A 19,675-nucleotide genomic window follows, 5' to 3' on the forward strand; every position below is an offset into this window, starting at 1 on the left:
AAGACGCGGCTGCCGGGCACCGGCGGCGGCAACGACATCTCGAGCCTGACGCACATGATCGTGGCGATGCGCCATGAGCGGCGCCGCTTCGTGGACAAGGTCGACTTCGTCACCAGCCCGGGCTTCCTCGATGGCGGCAGCAGCCGCCGCGACCGGGGCCTGCTGGCCGGCGGCATGTTCCGCGTCGTGACCGACCTGGGCATCTTCGGCTTCGACGACAAGACCCGGCACATGAAGATCGTCGCGCTGCATCCGGGGGTCACGCTGGAGCAGGTGCAGGACAACACCGGCTTCGAACTGCTGCACGACCAGCACATCGCGACCACCGAGGCACCGAGCGTGCGCGAACTGTCGGCACTCCGGCGGCTGGATTCCGACCGGCTCTACATCGCCTGAATTCCTGGCGGGCCCGCGACCTGGCGATGGTGGCCTCACCAAGACCAAGGATACGAAGGAACTGCGGCGAATTTGACTCGCCCCCCAGGTTGGCTCACTGCGTGTAGCCGCCCACCCCCCTGCCGGGGGGCAATACCGGCGGACCGGCGGAGCCGGATCCGCGGTATTCCTGGAACACGCCCCGGCTGACGCGGGGCGGCTCGTGGGGTGCGGTTCTGGCTCTTAAAATGGCCGGTTCGCCGCGTCGGGGGCGTTTCGCCTCCTTGTGGCCACCGGGCTCAACATGCTGACTTTCCAACAAATCATTCTCAAGCTCCAAGCCTACTGGGATGCCCAGGGCTGCGCGCTCCTGCAGCCCTACGACATGGAGGTCGGCGCCGGCACTTCGCACACGGCCACGTTCCTGCGCGCGCTCGGCCCCGAGCCCTGGAAGGCCGCCTACGTGCAGCCCAGCCGCCGTCCCAAGGACGGCCGCTACGGCGAGAACCCGAACCGGCTGCAGCACTACTACCAGTACCAGGTGGTGCTGAAGCCGGCACCGAGCAACATCCTGGAGCTCTACCTGGGCTCGCTCGAGGCGCTCGGCTTCGACCTCAGGAAGAACGACATCCGCTTCGTCGAGGACGACTGGGAGAATCCCACGCTCGGGGCCTGGGGCCTGGGCTGGGAGGTCTGGCTCAACGGGATGGAGGTGACGCAGTTCACCTACTTCCAGCAGGTCGGCGGCATCGACTGCCGCCCGATCACCGGCGAGATCACCTACGGGCTGGAGCGGCTCGCGATGTACCTGCAGGGCGTGGACAACGTCTATAACCTGAAGTGGACCGAGGGCCTGAGCTACGGTGACGTCTTCAAGCAGAACGAGGTCGAACAGTCGACCTACAACTTCGAGTACAGCGATGCCGAGTTCCTGTTCACCGCCTTCGCCGCGCATGAAAAGCAGGCCAAGGTGCTGATGGAGGCGCAGCTTGCGCTGCCGGCCTACGAGCAGGTGCTCAAGGCGGCCCACAGCTTCAACCTGCTGGACGCGCGCGGCGCGATCAGCGTGACCGAGCGCGCGGCCTACATCGGCCGCATCCGCAACCTCGCGCGCAGCGTCGCGCAGAGCTACTACGAGAGCCGCGAGCGGCTCGGATTCCCGATGGCGCCGCGCGAGTGGGTCGCACAGATGACGAAGAAGGCGGCCTGAGCGATGACTACGAAAAACAACCTGCTCGTCGAACTGTTCGTCGAGGAACTGCCGCCGAAGGCGCTGAAGAAGCTCGGCGACGCCTTTGCCTCGCAGCTGCGCGACCAACTGGTCGCCCTGGGCCTGGCGGATGCCGGCTCGGTGCTCACGGCCTATGCCTCGCCGCGGCGGCTGGCGGCTCACCTCACCGACGTGCTGGCACAGGCTGCCGACAAGGCGGTGTCGCAGAAGCTCATGCCCGTGACGGTGGGCCTCGATGGCGCGGGCCAGGCCACGCCGGCGCTGCTCAAGCGGCTGGCGGCGCTGGGCGCCGATGCGAGCGCGGTGCCGGGGCTGCAGCGCGCGATGGACGGCAAGGCCGAGGCGCTGTTCTTCCAGAGCACCGCCAAGGGCGCGACGCTGGCCGAAGGCCTGCAGAAGGCGCTGGCCGAGGCGATCGCGAAGCTGCCGATCCCCAAGGTCATGAGCTACCAGCTCGAGACGAATTGCGAGCTGCCGGGCTGGAGCAGCGTGAGCTTCGTGCGGCCGGCCCATGGCCTGGTGGCGCTGCACGGCGACGCGATCGTGCCGGTCGGCGCGCTCGGGCTGACGGCCGGTCGGCAGACGCACGGCCACCGTTTCGAGGCCGCGGTCGATCCGATCGAACTGCGCGACGCCAACAGCTATGCCGGTCAGATGAGTGAGCAGGGCGCCGTCATTCCCGGCTTCGAGGCGCGCCGCCACGAGATCGCACGGCAGCTCGCCGAGGCGGCGGTGAAGGTCGGTGGCGGCACGCAGCCGATCAACGACGACGCCCTGCTGGACGAGGTCACGGCGCTGGTCGAGCGGCCCAACGTGCTGGTGTGCGAGTTCGAGCGCGAGTTCCTCGACGTGCCCCAGGAATGCCTGATCCTCACGATGAAGGCCAACCAGAAGTACTTTCCGCTGCTCGACGCAGCGGGCAAGCTCACCAACAAGTTCCTGGTGGTCAGCAACATCAGCCCCGACGACGCCAGCGCGGTCGTCGGCGGCAACGAGCGCGTGGTGCGCCCACGGCTGGCCGACGCCAAGTTCTTCTTCGACCAGGACCGCAAGAAGTCGCTGGCCTCGCGGGTCGAGGCGCTGGCCAAGGTGGTCTATCACAACAAGCTCGGCACCCAGGGCGAGCGGGTCGAGCGCGTGATGCGCATCGCGCGCGCGCTGGCCGAACAGCTCGGCGACGCCGCCCTGGCGCGCCAGGCGACGCAGGCCGCACAGCTCGCCAAGGCCGACCTGGTGACCGACATGGTCGGCGAGTTCCCCGAGCTGCAGGGCATCATGGGCCGCTACTACGCGCTGCATGACGGCCTCGAGCCCGCCGTGGCGGATGCGATCGAGGACCACTACAAGCCGCGCTTCGCGGGCGACGAACTGCCGCGCAACCCGGTGGGCATCGTGGTCGCGCTGGCCGACAAGCTCGAGACCCTGGTCGGCATGTTCGGCATCGGCAACCTGCCCACCGGCGACCGCGACCCCTTCGCGCTGCGCCGCCATGCGCTGGGCGTGATCCGCATGCTGATCGAACGCCGGCTGCCGCTGGAACTGCGCGCGGTGCTCGGCAGCGCCTTCGCCGCTTTCGGCGCGCCGAAGGCCGGCGAGGTCGCACTGGCCGATCCGACCGATGCGCTCGAGGCCTTCATCTACGACCGCCTCGCCGGCAGCCTGCGCGAGCAGGGCGCCAGCGCGCAGGAGGTCGACGCCGTGCTGGCGCCGCGCCCGCAGCGGCTGGGCGAGGTGCCGCAGCTGCTGGCGGCGGTGCGCGCCTTCGCCGCGCTGCCCGAGGCGCCCGCGCTGGCCGCGGCCAACAAGCGCATCGGCAACATCCTCAAGAAGTCGCCCGAGGCCGACGCCCACGTCAGCGAACTGCTGCTGCAGGAGCCGGCCGAGAAGGCGCTGCACGCCGCGATGCGGCAGGTGGTGCCGGTGGCGGACGCGCAGTTCGACAAGGGCGACTACACCGCCTCGCTGCAGACGCTGGCCGCGCTGCGCGAGCCGGTCGATGCCTTCTTCGACGGCGTGATGGTCAATGCCGAGCAGGCCGACCTGCGCCTCAACCGCCTCGGCCTGCTGATGCTGCTGCACGCCGCGATGAACCGGGTGGCGCAGCTCGAGCGGCTGGCCGCCTGAAACGAGACACCATGAAACTCGTCATCCTCGACCGCAACGGCACGCTCAACGCGCACCGCGAGGACTTCGTCAAGAGCGACATCGAGTGGACGCCGCTGCCGGGCTCGCTGGAGGCCGTGGCGCGGCTGAACCATGCGGGCTGGCACGTGGTCATCGCCTCGAACCAGTCGGGCCTCGGGCGCGGGCTGTTCGACGTCGCCTCGCTCAATGCGATGCACGCCAAGATGCACAAGATGCTGGCGGCCGTAGGCGGCCGGGTCGATGCCGTGTTCTATTGCCCGCACAGCCCCGACGAGGGCTGCGACTGCCGCAAGCCCAAGCCCGGCCTGTTCCTGCAGATCGGCGAGCGCTACGGTGTCGATCTGTCCCATGTGCCGACCGCGGGCGACAGCCTGCGCGACCTGCAGGCCGGCGCCGCCGCGGGCTGCGAGCCCCACCTGCTGCTGACCGGCATGGGCCAGGCCTGCCGCGGCGTGCCGCTGCCCCCCGAATACCCGCCGAACACCCGGGTCCACGAGAACCTGGCGGCCTTTGTCGATTTCCTGCTGGAGCGCGAAGAGCGCGCCACGCTGAAAGTAGCTGTCTGATGGATTTCGTCCGTTCCGTCATCCACGCGCTGTGGATGCTCGTCACCGTGATCCCGTGGGGGATCATCATGTGCGTCAGCTCGCTCTGGAAGCGCGGCATCCCGCTGTACTGGATGGCCGCGACCTGGCTCGGCTGGGCCATCGGCGGCGCGCGGGTGCTGCTCGGCATCCGCACCCGCGTCACCGGCATGGAGAACCTGCCGACCGACAAGCTCGCGGGCTGCGTGCTGCTCGTGAAGCACCAGTCGACCTACGAGACCTTCCTGATGCCCACGCTGATGCCGCATCCGCTGGCCTACGTGTTCAAGAAGGAACTGATCTACGTGCCATTCTTCGGCTGGGCCATGGCCCGGCTCGACATGATCCACATCGACCGCAGCCAGAAGACCCAGGCTTTCAACAAGGTCGTGGCGCAGGGCCGCAAGCTGCTCGAGCAGGGCATCTGGATCATCATGTTCCCCGAAGGCACGCGCATCCCGCGCGGCCAGAAGGGCAACTACAAGAGCGGCGGCACGCGGCTCGCCTGCGAGACCGGCGTGCCGGTGGTCCCGATCGCCGTGACTTCGGCCAAGGTCTGGCCGCGCAAGGCCTTCATCAAGCGCCCGGGCGTGGTCGACGTCTCGATCGGACCGGCCATTTCGAGCGTCGGCCGCAAGCCCGACGAGCTGATGCGCGAGGTCGAAGCGTGGATCGAGGCCGAGATGCGCCGCCTCGATCCCGAGGCCTATGCGCCGGCCGCCGCCGCCGCATCCACCGCCGCCTGAGATCCCGACCATGCGCGGCCTGCTGCAGTTCACGCTCGATCTGTTCGACGCGCCTGCGGCCGAGCCGAGTCCGCCGCCGCCTGAAGGACCGCGCGTGCCGGCGATCCCGCTGGCCGACGCGCTGACTCCCGCGAGCTTTGTTCATCCGCGGGCCACGCGCGAAGTCCTGCTCGCCGACGCTCGCGTGGCCTACGAGTTCACACGCGGCAAGCGCCGCACCATCGGCTTCGTCGTCGGTGCCGAAGGCCTGTCGGTGCGGGCGCCGCGATGGGTGGCGCTGCGCGACGTCGATGCCGCCGTCAAGGAGAAGGGCGACTGGATCCTGCGCAAGCTGGCCGAGACGCAGCAGCGCCACGCGCGGCTGGAGTCGGCGCGCATCGAGTGGGCGGACGGCGTCTGCTTTCCCTTCCTCGGCCAGCAGGTGAGCGTGCGGCTCGATCCGCATCACGCCTTCGATGGCATCGGTGCGGTGCTCGACGCCGGGGTGGGCCACGGCGACGAGGCGCCTGTCCTGCGCCTGGCGCTGGCCAGGAACGCGAGCGCGGCGCAGATCCGCGATGCCGCCCAGGCCTGGCTGATGCGCCAGGCACGCCGCATCTTCATCGAGCGGCTCGACCATTTCGCGCCGCGGCTGGGCGTCGCGTGGCACAAGCTGTCGCTGTCGAACGCCTCCACGCGCTGGGGCAGCGCCAGTGCCGACGGTGCCATTCGCCTGCACTGGCGGTTGGTGCACTTCCGGATGTCGGTGATCGACTATGTGGTCGCCCACGAGCTGAGCCACCTGCGCGTGATGGACCACAGCCCGCGCTTCTGGGAAACCGTCGAAAGCGTGCTGCCCGACTACCAGCAGTTGCGCAGGCAGCTCAAGGACGAGCCCGTGCCGCGCTGGTAGATGCGCTCAGGCCGGCGCCGGGCCGTCACCTTGCGTGCGTCACGCCACCGTCGACCACCAGCGTCGAGCCCATCACGTAGTCGCCAGCGCGCGAAGCGAGGTAGATCGCGGCGCCAGCCATGTCCTCCGGCGTGCCGATGCGCCCGGCCGGAATGCGCGCCTTGACCTCTTCGCCGTGATCGCGCGCGTCCTTGTTCATGTCCGACGCGAAGGCGCCCGGCGCGATCGCGCTGACCACGATGCGGTCCTGCGCGAGACGCAGCGCCATCCGGCGCGTGAGCTGGATCAGCCCGGCCTTGCTCGCCGCGTACGAATAGGTTTCCTGCGGATTGACCGAGATGCCGTCGATCGAGGCGATGTTGATGACCTTGGCCAGGTGATCGGTGGCCGCCTTCCTGAGCATCGGCGTCAGCGCCTGGGTCAGGAAGAAGGGCGTCTTGAGGTTCAGGTCGACCACCTTGTCCCAGCCGCTTTCGGGGAACTCGTCGTAGGGTGCGCCCCAGGCCGCGCCGGCGTTGTTGACCAGGATGTCGAGCGCGCCTTCGTGCTTCGCATAGGCGTCGACCAGCCCCTGCGCGCCTTGCAGCGTGGACACGTCGGCCGGCAGCGAGACGCAGTGGCCGAAGGCCGACAGCTCCTTGGCGGTCTGGTCGCAGGCCGCGGCCTTGCGCGCCGAGATGTAGACCCGGGCGCCCTGCGCCAGAAAGCCCTCGGCGATCATGCGACCGATGCCGCGCGAGCCGCCGGTGATGAGCGCGGTGCGCCCCTTGAGCGAGAAGAGTTGGGTGGTGTCCATGCGGTGTGTCTCCTGGGTATGCGGTGCGTTTCGCCGGCCGAGCGGCTTGCCGGAGCTTAGTGCGCACTGCCGCCGGACGGCGTCACCTTGGCGCCAGCCTGGCCCGCTCAGGCCCGCTCAGGTCGGCACCGGCCACGCCAGCGAGCGCAGGCTCGCGAAGCGCCGTTCGGCGCCGGTCACAGGGTCCAGGAAGGCGACTTCCCGGGCCAGCAGCTGAAGCGGCCGGTCGAAGTCGTCGCTGCCTTCGGGCAGGAGCGCCGGGTAGATCGCGTCGTTGCGGATCGGCATGCCGAGCGCGGCGCAATGCACCCGCAGCTGGTGCCGGCGGCCGGTGACCGGCGACAGGCCCAGCCGCGCCCAGCCGTCGTGCGCATCCAGCAGCTCGAAGTGCGTCTCGGCGTTGGGCTCGCCCGCGACCTCGGTCATGCGCATGAAATGGTCGTCGGGCGCGAGCCGGCTCCGGCGCGTGGCCGGCAGCGCGCGCCCGGGCTGCCAGGGCACGATCGCCTCGTAGCGCTTGTGGATGGCGCGGTCGGCGAACAGCGCGCTGTAGGGGCCGCGGCTGGCCGGCAGCACCGAGAACAGCACGATGCCCGCGGTTTCGCGGTCGATGCGGTGCAGCGGTGCCAGGTGTTCGAGGCCCAGCTTGCGCTTGAGGCGTACCAGCAGGCTCTGCTGCACGTACTTGCCGACCGGCGTGACCGGCAGGAAGTGCGGCTTGTCGACCACCAGCAGGTGCGCGTCCCGGTACAGGACCTGTTCGTCGAACGGAATGACCGGCTCCGATTCGAGCGCCCGGTAGTAGTAGACCCGCAGCCGCGGCTGGTAGGGACGCGTGCGGGTGACGCGCACGCCGGCTTCGTCCACCACGTCGCCGGCCTCGATGCGGGCCTCCCAGGTCGTGCGCGGAATCGCCGCAAAGCGCTGCACCAGGAACTCCGCGATCGTGGGCCAGTCGCCGGCGGGCAACGCGACGCAGCTCGGGCCGACGCCGTCTCGCACGGGCAGCGGCAGGGCGGTCATTGCGCGGCCAGCGCGGCGACGATCTCGGCGAACAGCGGGCGCGCGGAGGGGTCGTCGTCGAGGCAGCGCGACCGGATGCCCGCCAGCAGCGCCTGTGTGGCCGCGTCGGCCGGTGCGCAGCGGTCGAGCAGCTCTTCGAGCAGGCAGCCGTAAGCGCGGGCTTCGAGGCGCTGCAGCGCCTGCGACTGCACGGCATCGTCGCGCGGCAGGAACGACGCCGCTCCGAAGTCGCCGAGCAGGCAGTCGCCCTGGCCGTTCCAGAGAATGTTGTGGCCGTAGAGGTCGCCATGCAGGATGCCGCGCGCATGCAGGCGGGCGACGGCCGAGGCGATGCCCCGGGCCATGCGCAGCGCGGTGTCCGGCGACCAGCGGGCATCGTCGGCATAGACGTCGCGCGTGCAGGATTGCAGGCTCGGCGGTCCGGCCAGGTTGCCGAAGCTCGAGTCCACCCGTTCGAGCACCAGCCCGGCGCTCGATGCCGGATGGTTCTCGACCCGCCCCAGCACCGGGATCAGCCCGGGGTGCGTTCCGGCCGCGATGCAGGCCGCCATCTCGCTGTGCGGCCAGCCGTCGCTGGTCACGGCGCCCTTGAACAGCTTCACCGCCACCGGCCGATGGCGGCCGTCCGGCTGCAGCCAGTCGGCCTCGTGGATCACGCCCGAGGCGCCTTCTCCGAGCTTGTGCTTCAGCGAGAGCCGGTGCCAGTCGATGGCCGGCGTCGGCTGGGCATCCATGGCCTTCGATTCAGCGGCTTCGTCGAAGGGATTGCCGGCGAAGGCAAGCCACGACAGGCGCGGCAGCGACGGGAGCCAGCCTGGCAGCGCCTCGAAGCGATTCGCCGAGATGCGCAGCAGTTCGAGGGCGCCGCAGGCGGCCATCGACTCCGGCAGTGCCTGCAGGCGGTTGCCCGCGAGCATCAGCTTCTGCAGCCGCGTGCGCTGGCCGAGCGCGGCCGGCAGCGCGTCGATCCGGTTGTCCGTGAGGATCAGCCAGCGCAGCGCAGGCGGCAAGGCGGACGCGGGCACCTGCTCGATGCGGTTGGCCTTGAAGCCGACCATCTCGAGCCGGCCGCATTGCCCGACCGCCTCGGGCAACTCCGTGAACTGGTTGTCGGAGCAGAAGAGCACCTGCAAGCGGTGCAGCCGGTGAAGATCGGACGGCAGCGAACTCAGCGCATTGCCCGAGAGGTTGAGCACCTCGAGCGAGTCCGCCAGATCGAAGATCTCGCGCGGGAACTCGGTCAGGCCGGCAGACAGGTCGAGCCGCTGCGCCCCGGCCAGCTCGCCCGCGCGCAGTCGGCTCAGTGCTGTCATTGGACAACCTGGGTCTTCGCCTTGGGAGCGGCCCGGCGGCTCACGAGAAGGCGCCGAACCGGTAGATGCCGTCCTCGCCCAGCCGGCGCTGCACCTGCCCGGCGAACCACAGCAGGTGCAGGTGGGCCACGGTCTCGCCCATCGCGAAGGTCATCTGGTGCAGGTCGAGCTGGCGCTTGAACAGGATCGGCAAGCCTTCGACCGCGCTGTGCGGCTGCGCGGTGCAGGCTTCCAGCAGCTCGGCCAGGCGGTCGCGGTGGTGCTCCTTGAGCTGCTCGACGCGGCGATGGATGCCCGTGAAGGGCTTGCCGTGCGAGGGCAGTCCCAGGGTGTCGACCGGCAGCGACTTGAAGCGCTCGATGCTGTCGAGGAAGAGCCGAAGCGAGTTCGCCTCGGGCTCGCCGGCGTACACGCTCACGTTGGTCGAGATGCGCGGCAGCATCATGTCGCCGCCCAGCAGCGCGTTGAGTTCCTCGCAGTAGAGCGCGATGTGTTCCGGCGCGTGGCCGTAGCCGCTGATGCAGCGCCAGCCGCGGCCGCCGATGTCGACCGTGTCGCCGTCCATCATGCGCACGAAGTTCGCGGGCACCGAGGGCACCAGGTTGGCGTAGTAGTTGGTGCGCGACCGGATCTTGGCGACCGCCTCGGCATCGGTGAGCCCGTGCGAGGCGAAGAAGTCGGCCGCCGCGTCGCCGCCGGCCAGCGTGTCGCCGGCGGAGGTGAGCACGCGCGCCACGTGGTAGTCGGTCGAGCTGATCCACAGCGGCGCGTTCCATCGTTCGCACAGCCAGTGCGCGAGGCCGATGTGGTCGGGGTGCATGTGGGTCACGATGACGCGCAGGATCGGCAGCCCCTGCAACTGGGTCTCGAAGATCTGCTCCCACTGCGCGCGCGAGGCGTCGTGCGCGATGCAGCAGTCGACCACGGTCCAGCCCTCGACGCCGTCGAGGGTGTCGCGCAGCAGCCAGAGGTTGATGTGGTCGAGCGCGAAGGGCAGCGCCATTCGGATCCAGCGTACGCCGGGCGCCACTTCGAGGGTCTCGCCGGGGGCCGGCAGGGTGTCGCCGAGGGGGTAGTGGAGTTCGCGTTCGAGGATGTTCATGTACGATTGACGTTAACGTAAACGTCATGGCTTTGAGCCATCATTGTAGGCATTGCCGCCCGAACCTGCTGTCGCACACGCTTTCCGCCGTCTCACATGCCGTCGCAGACCTTCACCATCGGCGAGCTCGCCAAGGAGTTCGATCTCACCACGCGGGCGATCCGCTTCTACGAGGACATGGGGCTGCTGGCGCCGCGTCGCGACGGCCTGCAGCGCATCTACACCTCGCGCGACCGCGCCCGCCTCACGCTCACGCTGCGCGCCAAGCGGCTCGGCCTGAAGCTGAACGAGGCCCGCGAGATCCTCGACATGTACGACAGTCCGCGCGACACCGCAGTGCAGCTCGAGCGCTTCCTCGGCGTGCTCGGCGGCCACCGCGAGCAGCTCGAAAGCCAGCTGGTCGAGCTGCAGGCCAACCTGGCGGAAGTCCGCGCCCAGGAAAAGAAGGCGCGCGCCGCGCTGGCGCGCACCGCGAAGCCGAAGCCGCGTTGAGCGACCGCCGCAGCACCCCTCACACACCACGGAAGACCCATGGACAACACACCTGACCCTCTCGAAGACCTGTTCGCCCACAACCGCGCCTGGTCGGCACGCATGGAACGCGATCGTCCCGGCTTCTTCACCAGCCTGGTGAAGCAGCAGACGCCCAAGTACATGTGGATCGGCTGTTCCGACAGCCGGGTGCCCGCGAACCAGATCACCGGCCTCGAGCCGGGCGAGGTCTTCGTGCACCGCAACGTGGCCAACATCGTTGTCCATTCCGACCTCAACGCGCTGTCGGCCATCCAGTTCGCCGTCGAGCGGCTCAAGGTGCGGCACATCATGGTGGTCGGCCACTACGGCTGCTCGGGCGTGCAGGCGGCGCTCGAGGGGGCGCGCATCGGCATCGCCGACAACTGGATCCGCCACATCCAGGACGTGCGCGACCGGCACCGCGTGATGCTCGAAAGCATGCCCGAAACCGTGCGCGCCGATGCGCTGTGCGAGCTCAACGTGGCCGAGCAGGTCGTCAACGTCAGCGTCAGCACGGTGATGGTCGACGCCTGGAGCCGCGGCCAGGACGTGACCATCCACGGCTGGGCCTTCGGCGTCAACGACGGCCTGCTGCAGGACCTGGGCATGACCATCGACGGCTCCAAGCCGCTCGAGGCGCAGTACCGCGCCGCGGTGCAGCGAATCCGCTACAAGTGGAGCAAGCCGCCGGAGAGCGCCCCGGGCCTGCCGGAGACGATCGACCAGGCCGACTGAACCCCATGTTTCCGCAGCGCCTCGATTCGCCGCTCGCCTACGACATCGCGCGTGCGATGCGCGACGGCTTCGATCGGCACTACCGGCTCTTCCGGGCCGAGTCGGCGCGCGCCAAGCATCGTTTCGAGACTGCCGACTGGCATGGCCAGCAGCGCGCGCAGCGCGAGCGCATCGAGTTCTACGACCTGCGCGTCAGCGAGGCGGTGGCCCGGCTCGAGAAGGAGTTCAAGGCCGGCGAGCAGCCGATGGACGTCTGGCACCAGATCAAGCTGCACTTCATCGGCCTGCTGGTCGACCACCACCAGCCGGAGCTGGCCGAGAGCTTCTTCAACTCGGTGACCACCAAGATCCTGCACCGCGCCTACTTCCAGAACGACTTCATCTTCGTGCGGCCGGCGATCAGCACCGAGTACATCGAGCCGCGTGACGCGCCCACCTACCGCGCCTACTACCCGGAGCGCGACACGCTGGCCGACACGGTCGAGCGCATGCTCGAGGACTACGCGCTGCAGGGCGGCTATGCCGACCGCCGCCGCGATGCCGAGCGGGTGGCGGCCGCGATCCTCGGGCGCTTCCACCAGATCAAGCTGCGTGCCAACTTCCAGCTGCAGGTGCTGTCGGGCCTGTTCTACCGCAACAAGGGCGCCTATGTGGTCGGCAAGATCAACAACGGCTTCATCGAGATGCCGTTCGCACTGCCGATCCTGCACGACGCCGCGGGCAAGTTCTATGTCGACGCGGCGCTGTTCGGCGAGGACGACCTGCAGATGCTGTTCAGCTTCGCGCGTGCCTACTTCATGGTCGACATGGAAGTGCCGTCGGCCTATGTGCAGTTCCTGCGCTCGCTGATGCCGCGCAAGCCGCGGGCCGAGATCTACAACGCGCTCGGGCTCGCCAAGCAGGGCAAGACGCTGTTCTACCGCGACTTCCTGTACCACCTGAACTACTCGACCGACAAGTTCCGCATCGCGCCGGGCATCAAGGGCATGGTGATGCTGGTGTTCGACCTGCCGTCGTTCCCCTACGTGTTCAAGGTCATCAAGGATTTCTACCCGCCGCAGAAGGAGACGACGCGCGAGCAGATCAAGGGCAAGTACATGCTGGTGAAACAGCACGACCGCGTGGGCCGGATGGCCGACACGCTCGAGTACAGCGACGTGGGCTTTCCGCTCGACCGCTTCGAGCCCGAGCTGATCGAGGAGATCCGCAAGTTCGCCCCGAGCCAGCTCGAGATCGGCGACCGCGACGGCAACGGGGAGATGGAGGTGGTGGTCAAGCACGTCTACATCGAGCGCCGCATGATCCCGCTGAACATCTTCCTGCAGGAGTCCTTCGACCTGCTCGAGCAGCCCGAGCATGCCAGGCGGGCGGGCAAGCAGCTGGAGCACGCGGTGATCGAGTACGGCAATGCGATCAAGGACATGGTGGCGGCGAACATCTTCCCGGGCGACATGCTGTGGAAGAACTTCGGCGTCACGCGCGGCGGCAAGGTGGTGTTCTACGACTATGACGAGATCGAGTACCTCACCGACTGCAACTTCCGCAAGGTGCCGACGCCGCGCAACGAGGAGGACGAGATGAGCGGCGAGGTCTGGTATTCGGTCGGCCCGAAGGACGTTTTCCCCGAGACCTTCGAGCCCTTCCTGCTGGGCAACCCCGCGGTGCGCGAGGCCTTCATGGCCCATCACGCCGACCTGCTCGACGCCGCCTTCTGGCAGAGCCACAAGCAGCGCATCCAGGCCGGGCAGATGCTGGACGTTTTTCCTTATGACGAAGCGCAACGCTTCAAGCACGACGGCCACGCGCCGTATTTTTAGCTCGCCCCCAGGTTGGCTCACTTCGTGTAGCCGCCTACCCCCGGCCGGGGGCAACACCAGCGGCCCGGCGAAGCCGGTTCCGCGGTGTTTCTGGTCTCGGGGGCGCCAGTCGCAAGGGGCGTGAGGCCTGCGAGGATTTTTGTATGAACTGTCTTTTTTAGGAGCAATTCAAATGAGCGAATCGATCGTGATCGTCGGCGCCGCCCGCACCCCGATGGGCGGCTTCCAGGGCGACTTTTCTTCCCTTTCTGCCCACGACCTGGGCGGCGTCGCCATCAAGGCGGCCGTCGAGCGCGCAGGAATCCCCGCCGACAGCGTCGGCGAAGTGCTGTTCGGCAACTGCCTGATGGCCGGCCAGGGCCAGGCGCCGGCGCGCCAGGCGGCCTACAAGGGCGGCCTGCCCGACAGCGCGGGCGCGGTCACGCTCAGCAAGATGTGCGGCTCGGCCATGAAGGCCGCGATGCTCGCGCACGACATGCTGCTGGCGGGCACGCATGAAGTCATGGTGGCCGGCGGCATGGAGAGCATGACCAACGCGCCCTACCTGATGCTCAAGGGCCGTGGCGGCTACCGCATGGGCCACGACCGGATCTTCGACCACATGATGCTCGACGGCCTCGAGGACGCCTACCAGCCGGGCCGCTCGATGGGCACCTTCGGCGAGGACTGCGCGGCCAAGTACAAGTTCACGCGCGAGCAGCAGGATGCCTTCGCGATCGCCAGCGTGGAGCGCGCCAAGGCCGCGACGTCTTCTGGCGCCTTCAAGGCCGAGATCGCGGCGGTCACGGTCAAGGGCCGCGGCGGCGACACCGTGATCGAGATCGACGAAGGCCCGGGCAAGGTCAAGCTCGACAAGATTCCGACGCTCAAGCCGGCATTCAAGAAGGACGGCGGCACCATCACCGCGGCCTCGAGCTCGTCGATCAACGACGGCGCCGCGGCGCTGGTGATGATGACCGGCAGCGGCGCGAAGAAGTACGGCGCCAAGCCGATCGCCCGGATCGTCGCCCATGCCACCCACGCGCAGCAGCCCGAGTGGTTCTCCACCGCGCCGGTGGGCGCGGTCGCCAAGCTGTTCCAGAAGACCGGCTGGAGCGTCAAGGACGTCGATCTCTGGGAAGTCAACGAGGCCTTCGCGGTGGTGCCGATGGCGCTGATGCACGAGCTGAACGTGTCGCACGACATCGTCAACGTGCATGGCGGCGCCTGCGCGCTGGGCCATCCGATCGGCGCCAGCGGTGCGCGCATCATGGTCACGCTGATCCATGCCCTGCAGCAGCGCGGCAAGAAGCGCGGCGTCGCGACGCTGTGCATCGGCGGCGGCGAAGGCACGGCGGTGGCGATCGAGCTGCTCTGAGGCGCTGCCTAGAATCGAAATCTTGTACCCATTGGAGTATTCGTTGACTCATTCGGCCTTCCCCCGCAGCGCGCTGGCCGCGCTGCTTGCCACCGCCTTCCTCGCGCCCGCCGCCTGGAGCCAGACGCGCGACCAGGCGCTGTTCGACGCCGCCACGGCCGAGAAGCCAGCCGTGATCAAGACGCTCGAATCACTGGTCAACATCGAGACCGGCACCGGCGATGCCGAAGGCCTTGCCTCGGCCGGCAACTACCTCGAGGCACAGCTCAAGGCACTGGGCTTCACGGTCACGCGCAGCAAGTCCGCCGGCCTGGTGGTCGGTGACAACATCGTCGGCAAGCTGAAGGGCAAGGGCGGCAAGAACCTGCTGCTGCTCTCGCACATGGACACCGTCTATCTCAAGGGCGTCCTGGCCAAGGCACCGTTCAAGGTCGAGGGCGACAAGGCCTATGGCCCAGGCATCGCCGACGACAAGGGCGGCAACGCCGTCATCGTGCATGCACTCAAGCTGCTCAAGGCGCGCGGCTTCCAGGACTTCGGAACCATCACGGTGCTGTTCAACACCGACGAGGAAAAGGGCTCCTTCGGCTCGCGCGACCTGATCCAGGAAGAAGCCGCCAAGGCCGACTACGTGCTCTCATTCGAGCCGACCGGCGCCGGCAAGGAAGACCTGTCGCTGGGCACTTCGGGCATCGCCTACGTGCAGGTCAACATCACGGGCAAGGCCTCGCATGCGGGCGCCGCACCCGAACTCGGCGTGAATGCGCTGGTCGAGGCTTCCGACCTGGTGCTGCGCACCATGGACATCGACGACAAGGCCAAGGGGCTGCGCTTCAACTGGACCATTGCCAAGGCCGGCGCGGTCTCCAACATCATTCCGGCCAGCGCCACGCTGAACGCCGACGTGCGCTACGCGAAGAACGAGGACTTCGACGCCGCGATGAAGACGCTCGAAGCCAGGGCCCAGCAGAAGAAGCTGCCCGACGCCGAGGTCAAGGTGCTCATCACGCGCGGGCGTCCGGCCTTCAACGCGGGCGAGGGCGGCCGCAAGCTGGTCGACAAGGCCGTGGCCTACTACAAGGAAGCCGGCGGCGAGCTCGGCATCGTCGAACGCACCGGCGGCGGCACCGATGCGGCCTACGCCGCGCTTGCGGGCAAGCCGGTCATCGAGAGCCTGGGCCTGCCCGGTTTCGGCTATCACAGCGACAAGGCCGAGTACGTCGACACCAGCGCGATCCCGCGCCGGCTCTACATGGCCAGCAAGCTGATCATGGACCTCGGTCAATCGAAGTAAGGAACATCCCATGCTGCTCAGCGCCGACCAGGAAGCGATCCGCGACGCGGTGCGCGCCTTTGCCCAAGCCGAGCTCTGGCCCCACGCGCCGTCGTGGGACCGCGAGCACAGCTTTCCGAAGGCTGCCCACGAAGGCCTGGCGGCGCTCGGCGCCTACGGCATCTGCGTGCCCGAGGAGGACGGCGGCGCCGGGCTGGATTACCTCACGCTTGCGCTGGTGCTGGAGGAAATCGCCGCCGGCGATGGCGGCACCAGCACCGCGATCAGCGTGACCAACTGCCCGGTCAACGCCATCCTGATGCGCTACGGCAATGCGCAGCAGAAGAAGCAGTGGCTGCAGCCGCTGGCGCAGGGCCGCATGCTCGGCGCCTTCTGCCTGACCGAGCCGCAGGCCGGCAGCGATGCATCGTCCCTGCGCACCACGGCGCGCAAGGACGGCGATGGCTGGGTGATCGACGGCGTCAAGCAATTCATCACCAGCGGCAAGAACGGGCAGGTCGCGATCGTGATCGCCGTCACCGACAAGGGGGCGGGCAAGCGCGGCATGAGCGCCTTCATCGTGCCGACCGACGCGAAGGGCTACAACGTCGCGCGGCTCGAGGACAAGCTGGGCCAGCATTCGAGCGACACCGCGCAGATCAACTTCGATGCCTGCCGCATTCCGCACGAAAACCTGATCGGCCAGGAGGGCGAGGGCTACAAGATCGCCCTCGGCGCGCTCGAGGGCGGGCGCATCGGCATCGCCGCCCAGAGCGTGGGCATGGCGCGCAGCGCCTTCGAGGTGGCCCTGGCCTATGCCAAGGAGCGCCAGGCCTTCGGCGGCAGCATCTTCGACCAGCAGGCGGTGGGCTTCCGGCTGGCCGATTGCGCGACCCAGCTCGAAGCCGCGCGCCAGCTGATCTGGCATGCGGCCAGCCTGCGCGATGCCGGGCGGCCCTGCCTCAAGGAAGCCGCCATGGCCAAGCTGTTCGCCAGCGAGATGGCCGAGCGCGTCTGCAGCGCGGCGATCCAGACGCTGGGCGGCTATGGCTACGTCAACGATTTCCCGCTCGAGCGCATCTATCGCGACGTGCGCGTGTGCCAGATCTACGAAGGCACTTCGGACATCCAGAAGCTGTTGATCCAGCGCGCCCTGGCCTGAGCCGGCGGCGGCGTCCGGGGGCGATTTCCGGGGGTCTGCACAATACGCCCTGGAACTTCCCCCTTTCACGCCCCCTCAATGTCCGCATCCTCCCCCAGCCCCGCCCGTGTTCCCTGTCCTTGCGGGCGCCGCGACCGGCGAGAGCTGCCACTGGTTTTCGCCCAGTGCTGCGGGCGCTATATCGACGATTTCTGCAATTCGCCGGCACCCGACGCCGAGTCGCTCATGCGCTCGCGCTACACGGCCTTCGTGCGCGAGCGGGCGGACTACCTGCTCGCGACCTGGCATCCCTCGACCCGCCCGGCATCCCTGGACTTCGAAGGCGGCGTGAAATGGCTCGGCCTCGAGGTGCGCTCGCGTTCCGTGCTGGACGCCGACCATGCGGAAGTCGAGTTCGTCGCCCGCCAGCGCAGCAGCGCCGGCGTGGCGACCCGGCTGCACGAGCGCAGCCGTTTCGTCCGTCAGGAGGACGAAGCGCTGCAAAGTCGGTGGTACTACCTCGACGGCGACCTTCACTGACTGAATCGGTCAGAAAACTCCACCGACCGGCGCGCGGTCTTGGATGGCTGCTATGGAGTTCATAGCGCTCGAAGCGGATTGTGTCCATCAGGGAGACAATCCGATTCCTTTTGGTCTATTTATCTTGCGCCGATCCTGTTCCACACTTCACGTCTTGTGAGCATTGCGCCGAAGGCGCAACGCCAAAGAGCTCAACCGGCCGCGGGCCAGAGGTGAATCATGGGCAGCAGGACGTTTCTTCGCACGGGAGACTGGCGGCGGCCGTGCACCGTGGTGGCGCTGCCGGCCTTGGCTGCGCTGCTCTGGATGGCCGCGCCGGACGCCCGCGCGGACGGCAAGCCGCTGCTCACGCCGTTCTCGAGCGCGACCGGCACCGAAGCCCCTGCACCGTGGCACTTCACCACCTTGCCCAACAAGACCCCGACCCGTTTCGAGGTCGAACAACTCGATGGCCAGCGCGTGCTCAAGGTCGACGCCGATGGCTCCTACGGCAATCTGGTCCATCCCACCAGGGTGGAACTCAACAGCCAGGCCACGCTGGCGTGGCGCTGGCGGGTCGAGGCGTTCGTCGAGGGCGCCGACCTGCGCACGCGCTCCGGCGACGACGGTGCGGCCAAGGTCTGCGTGTTCTTCGATTTTCCGGCCGACCGGTTGTCCGTCGGCGAGCGCACGCGCCTGGCGCTGGCGCGCCGCGCGACCGGCGAGGCGGTGCCGACCGAGACGCTGTGCTATGTCTGGGACAACAAGGAAGCCAAGGGCAACGAGTTCGACAACGCGTTCACGAAGCGGATCCGGATGGTCGTGCTCGAATCCGGCGCGTCGCCCAAGCCGGCCAGCTGGATCGCCGAACGGCGCAACCTGCTGACCGACTACAAGCGCGCCTTCGGCAACGAGGCCGGCGACATCCTGCCCGACGTGACGGCTGTCGCCATCTCGGCCGACGCGGACAACACGCACGGCCACGGCATCGCCTATTTTTCAGACCTGGACCTGCGCGGCGTCCTGGCGACCCAGAATGCCGCTCCGGCCCCCGCCGAGCGTCCGCAGGGCCAGTAGCAGCGCATCCATTTGGACCTCAGCGTCCCCCAAGCCATGAACGACTTCGTCGCACTCCTCGCCAGCCAGGGCGCCGCCCTGGTCTTCGCCGCCACGCTGGCGACGCGCCTCGGCGCGCCGGTGCCGGCGGTGCCCTTCCTGATCGTCGCCGGCGGGCTGACGGTCGGCGGGCAGGTGTCATTCGTCGCCGTGGTCGTGGCGGCGGTGCTCGGCAACATACTCGGCGATGGCGTCTGGTTCCTGGCCGGGCGCCGCTGGGGTTATCGCGTGATGCGGCTGCTGTGCCGCATCTCGCTGTCGGCCGACTCCTGCGTCAAGCGCAGCGAATCGATCCTCGGCCGCTGGGGCGGCCTGTCGCTGATCGCAGCCAAGTTCGTGCCGGGGGTGTCGGTGGTGGCGCCGCCGATGGCGGGTGCGCTCGGCATGTCGAACCTGCGCTTCCTGTCCTATGAAACCGTGGCGGCGCTGATCTGGACGCTGGGCTTCCTGTTCGTCGGCCGGATCTTCCATGCCGCGATCCAGGATGTGCTCACGGTGATCTCCAACATCGGACTCGGGGCGCTGGCGATCGGCGTGCTGGCCCTGGCGGCGTTCATCGGCTGGCGCTACCGGCAGCGCCGGCTGGCGCAGCAGGCCGACGATATCGTCCACATCCAGGTCGAGGCCCTGCGCGAAGCCCTGGCGGCGGGCGCCGGACCGACGGTGATCGATGTCCGCACCGACGAGGCGCGCGCCCTCGATGCGCGGGCGATCCCGGGCGCGATCGGCATCGGGCTCAAGCAGCTGCCGAAGCGGCTGGGCGCCTTTGCCGATGGCCGCGAGCTGGTCGTCTTCTGCGATTGCCCCGACGACGCTTCGGCGATCGCGGCGGCGCGCGTGCTGATGGCCGCCGGCCTGCCACGGGTGCGCGTGCTGGCGGGCGGACTGGACGCCTGGGCGGCAATGGATGCGGCCGACGAGTCCGGCGCCGCCGAACCGATGCGGGTGGTCGTGCCGCTGGCGGTTGCGCGCACCGCTTGATCCCGCGGCCGGGTGC

Annotated in this window: 19 protein-coding genes; 15 read left to right on the forward strand and 4 right to left on the reverse strand. The window is 68.6% G+C overall.

Annotated features, from left to right (window positions below; all coding sequences use genetic code 11):
* From AB4Z46_RS11130 to AB4Z46_RS11155, 6 genes are all read left to right on the forward strand, one after another.
* Positions 1-396, forward strand: a 396-nt coding sequence (locus AB4Z46_RS11130) for a CoA-transferase (RefSeq protein WP_442283555.1), incomplete at its 5' end; no start/stop codon positions are given.
* Positions 397-679: 283 nt separating this feature from the next.
* Positions 680-1,585: a glycine--tRNA ligase subunit alpha gene (gene glyQ, locus AB4Z46_RS11135; protein ID WP_442283556.1), complete on the forward strand. Its 906-nt coding sequence runs from the start codon at positions 680-682 to the stop codon at positions 1,583-1,585.
* Between the two features lie 3 nt (positions 1,586-1,588).
* The gene (glyS, locus tag AB4Z46_RS11140) at positions 1,589-3,730 is read left to right on the forward strand and encodes a glycine--tRNA ligase subunit beta (RefSeq protein ID WP_442283557.1); all 2,142 of its coding nucleotides are present in this window, start codon (positions 1,589-1,591) and stop codon (positions 3,728-3,730) included.
* An 11-nt stretch (positions 3,731-3,741) separates the two neighbouring features.
* Positions 3,742-4,317: a D-glycero-beta-D-manno-heptose 1,7-bisphosphate 7-phosphatase gene (gene gmhB, locus AB4Z46_RS11145; RefSeq protein WP_442283558.1), complete on the forward strand. Its 576-nt coding sequence runs from the start codon at positions 3,742-3,744 to the stop codon at positions 4,315-4,317.
* Positions 4,317-5,081 (forward strand): lysophospholipid acyltransferase family protein, encoded by a 765-nt coding sequence (locus tag AB4Z46_RS11150; RefSeq protein ID WP_442283559.1) that lies wholly within the window; start codon positions 4,317-4,319, stop codon positions 5,079-5,081. The genes gmhB and AB4Z46_RS11150 overlap by 1 nt, the downstream gene beginning before the upstream one ends.
* A 10-nt stretch (positions 5,082-5,091) precedes the next feature.
* Entirely contained in the window at positions 5,092-5,973 is an 882-nt protein-coding gene (locus tag AB4Z46_RS11155) for a M48 family metallopeptidase (protein ID WP_442283560.1), read from the forward strand.
* A 25-nt stretch (positions 5,974-5,998) separates the two neighbouring features.
* Here the strand turns inward: AB4Z46_RS11155 and AB4Z46_RS11160 are convergent, their stop codons facing one another.
* The 4 genes from AB4Z46_RS11160 to AB4Z46_RS11175 form a co-directional block, all read right to left on the reverse strand.
* Positions 5,999-6,769 (reverse strand): SDR family oxidoreductase, encoded by a 771-nt coding sequence (locus AB4Z46_RS11160; protein ID WP_442283561.1) that lies wholly within the window; start codon positions 6,767-6,769, stop codon positions 5,999-6,001.
* 117 nt (positions 6,770-6,886) lie between these two features.
* Positions 6,887-7,792 carry a pseudouridine synthase gene (locus AB4Z46_RS11165; RefSeq protein ID WP_442283562.1) on the reverse strand — a complete coding sequence of 302 codons (906 nt, stop codon included), beginning with the start codon at positions 7,790-7,792 and terminating at the stop codon, positions 6,887-6,889.
* A complete protein-coding gene (locus tag AB4Z46_RS11170; protein ID WP_442283563.1) occupies positions 7,789-9,105 on the reverse strand; it encodes a leucine-rich repeat-containing protein kinase family protein in 1,317 nt (438 codons plus the stop codon). Before AB4Z46_RS11170 ends, AB4Z46_RS11165 begins: the two co-directional genes overlap by 4 nt.
* A gap of 40 nt (positions 9,106-9,145) precedes the next feature.
* On the reverse strand, positions 9,146-10,207 hold the full coding sequence (locus tag AB4Z46_RS11175) for an MBL fold metallo-hydrolase (RefSeq protein ID WP_442283564.1): 1,062 nt from the start codon (positions 10,205-10,207) through the stop codon (positions 9,146-9,148).
* A gap of 96 nt (positions 10,208-10,303) precedes the next feature.
* Between AB4Z46_RS11175 and AB4Z46_RS11180 the strand changes: the two genes are divergently transcribed.
* The 9 genes from AB4Z46_RS11180 (at position 10,304) to AB4Z46_RS11220 (ending at position 19,659) form a co-directional block, all read left to right on the forward strand.
* On the forward strand, positions 10,304-10,699 hold the full coding sequence (locus tag AB4Z46_RS11180; RefSeq protein WP_442283565.1) for a MerR family transcriptional regulator: 396 nt from the start codon (positions 10,304-10,306) through the stop codon (positions 10,697-10,699).
* A gap of 39 nt (positions 10,700-10,738) precedes the next feature.
* A complete protein-coding gene (gene can / locus AB4Z46_RS11185; RefSeq protein WP_442283566.1) occupies positions 10,739-11,455 on the forward strand; it encodes a carbonate dehydratase in 717 nt (238 codons plus the stop codon).
* A 5-nt stretch (positions 11,456-11,460) separates the two neighbouring features.
* A complete protein-coding gene (aceK, locus tag AB4Z46_RS11190) occupies positions 11,461-13,272 on the forward strand; it encodes a bifunctional isocitrate dehydrogenase kinase/phosphatase (RefSeq protein WP_442283567.1) in 1,812 nt (603 codons plus the stop codon).
* Positions 13,273-13,444: 172 nt separating this feature from the next.
* Positions 13,445-14,629 carry an acetyl-CoA C-acyltransferase gene (locus AB4Z46_RS11195; RefSeq protein WP_442283568.1) on the forward strand — a complete coding sequence of 395 codons (1,185 nt, stop codon included), beginning with the start codon at positions 13,445-13,447 and terminating at the stop codon, positions 14,627-14,629.
* A gap of 43 nt (positions 14,630-14,672) precedes the next feature.
* Positions 14,673-15,923: a glutamate carboxypeptidase gene (locus AB4Z46_RS11200; protein ID WP_442283569.1), complete on the forward strand. Its 1,251-nt coding sequence runs from the start codon at positions 14,673-14,675 to the stop codon at positions 15,921-15,923.
* Between the two features lie 10 nt (positions 15,924-15,933).
* Positions 15,934-17,064 carry an acyl-CoA dehydrogenase family protein gene (locus tag AB4Z46_RS11205; protein ID WP_442283570.1) on the forward strand — a complete coding sequence of 377 codons (1,131 nt, stop codon included), beginning with the start codon at positions 15,934-15,936 and terminating at the stop codon, positions 17,062-17,064.
* Between the two features lie 78 nt (positions 17,065-17,142).
* Complete coding sequence (locus AB4Z46_RS11210; RefSeq protein WP_442283571.1) at positions 17,143-17,583, forward strand: YchJ family protein; 441 nt, start codon at positions 17,143-17,145, stop codon at positions 17,581-17,583.
* Positions 17,584-17,802: 219 nt separating this feature from the next.
* Positions 17,803-18,639, forward strand: coding sequence for a DUF3047 domain-containing protein (locus AB4Z46_RS11215; protein ID WP_442283572.1), 837 nt, complete (start codon positions 17,803-17,805; stop codon positions 18,637-18,639).
* Between the two features lie 36 nt (positions 18,640-18,675).
* Positions 18,676-19,659 (forward strand): VTT domain-containing protein, encoded by a 984-nt coding sequence (locus AB4Z46_RS11220; RefSeq protein WP_442283573.1) that lies wholly within the window; start codon positions 18,676-18,678, stop codon positions 19,657-19,659.
* Positions 19,660-19,675: the final 16 nt, after the last annotated feature.

This window comes from Variovorax sp. M-6 (assembly GCF_052114385.1).
Lineage (GTDB): Bacteria > Pseudomonadota > Gammaproteobacteria > Burkholderiales > Burkholderiaceae_C > Variovorax.

Coding starts and splice junctions, on each gene's coding strand:
- gmhB (WP_442283558.1), top strand. CDS start 3,742: ATGAAACTCGTCATCCTCGACCGCAACGGCACGCTCAACGCGCACCGC.
- AB4Z46_RS11175 (WP_442283564.1), bottom strand. CDS start 10,207: ATGAACATCCTCGAACGCGAACTCCACTACCCCCTCGGCGACACCCTG.
- AB4Z46_RS11180 (WP_442283565.1), top strand. CDS start 10,304: ATGCCGTCGCAGACCTTCACCATCGGCGAGCTCGCCAAGGAGTTCGAT.
- AB4Z46_RS11210 (WP_442283571.1), top strand. CDS start 17,143: ATGTCCGCATCCTCCCCCAGCCCCGCCCGTGTTCCCTGTCCTTGCGGG.
- AB4Z46_RS11150 (WP_442283559.1), top strand. CDS start 4,317: ATGGATTTCGTCCGTTCCGTCATCCACGCGCTGTGGATGCTCGTCACC.
- AB4Z46_RS11215 (WP_442283572.1), top strand. CDS start 17,803: ATGGGCAGCAGGACGTTTCTTCGCACGGGAGACTGGCGGCGGCCGTGC.
- glyS (WP_442283557.1), top strand. CDS start 1,589: ATGACTACGAAAAACAACCTGCTCGTCGAACTGTTCGTCGAGGAACTG.
- AB4Z46_RS11155 (WP_442283560.1), top strand. CDS start 5,092: ATGCGCGGCCTGCTGCAGTTCACGCTCGATCTGTTCGACGCGCCTGCG.
- AB4Z46_RS11205 (WP_442283570.1), top strand. CDS start 15,934: ATGCTGCTCAGCGCCGACCAGGAAGCGATCCGCGACGCGGTGCGCGCC.
- AB4Z46_RS11170 (WP_442283563.1), bottom strand. CDS start 9,105: ATGACAGCACTGAGCCGACTGCGCGCGGGCGAGCTGGCCGGGGCGCAG.
- AB4Z46_RS11160 (WP_442283561.1), bottom strand. CDS start 6,769: ATGGACACCACCCAACTCTTCTCGCTCAAGGGGCGCACCGCGCTCATC.
- can (WP_442283566.1), top strand. CDS start 10,739: ATGGACAACACACCTGACCCTCTCGAAGACCTGTTCGCCCACAACCGC.
- AB4Z46_RS11165 (WP_442283562.1), bottom strand. CDS start 7,792: ATGACCGCCCTGCCGCTGCCCGTGCGAGACGGCGTCGGCCCGAGCTGC.
- aceK (WP_442283567.1), top strand. CDS start 11,461: ATGTTTCCGCAGCGCCTCGATTCGCCGCTCGCCTACGACATCGCGCGT.
- AB4Z46_RS11195 (WP_442283568.1), top strand. CDS start 13,445: ATGAGCGAATCGATCGTGATCGTCGGCGCCGCCCGCACCCCGATGGGC.
- AB4Z46_RS11220 (WP_442283573.1), top strand. CDS start 18,676: ATGAACGACTTCGTCGCACTCCTCGCCAGCCAGGGCGCCGCCCTGGTC.
- glyQ (WP_442283556.1), top strand. CDS start 680: ATGCTGACTTTCCAACAAATCATTCTCAAGCTCCAAGCCTACTGGGAT.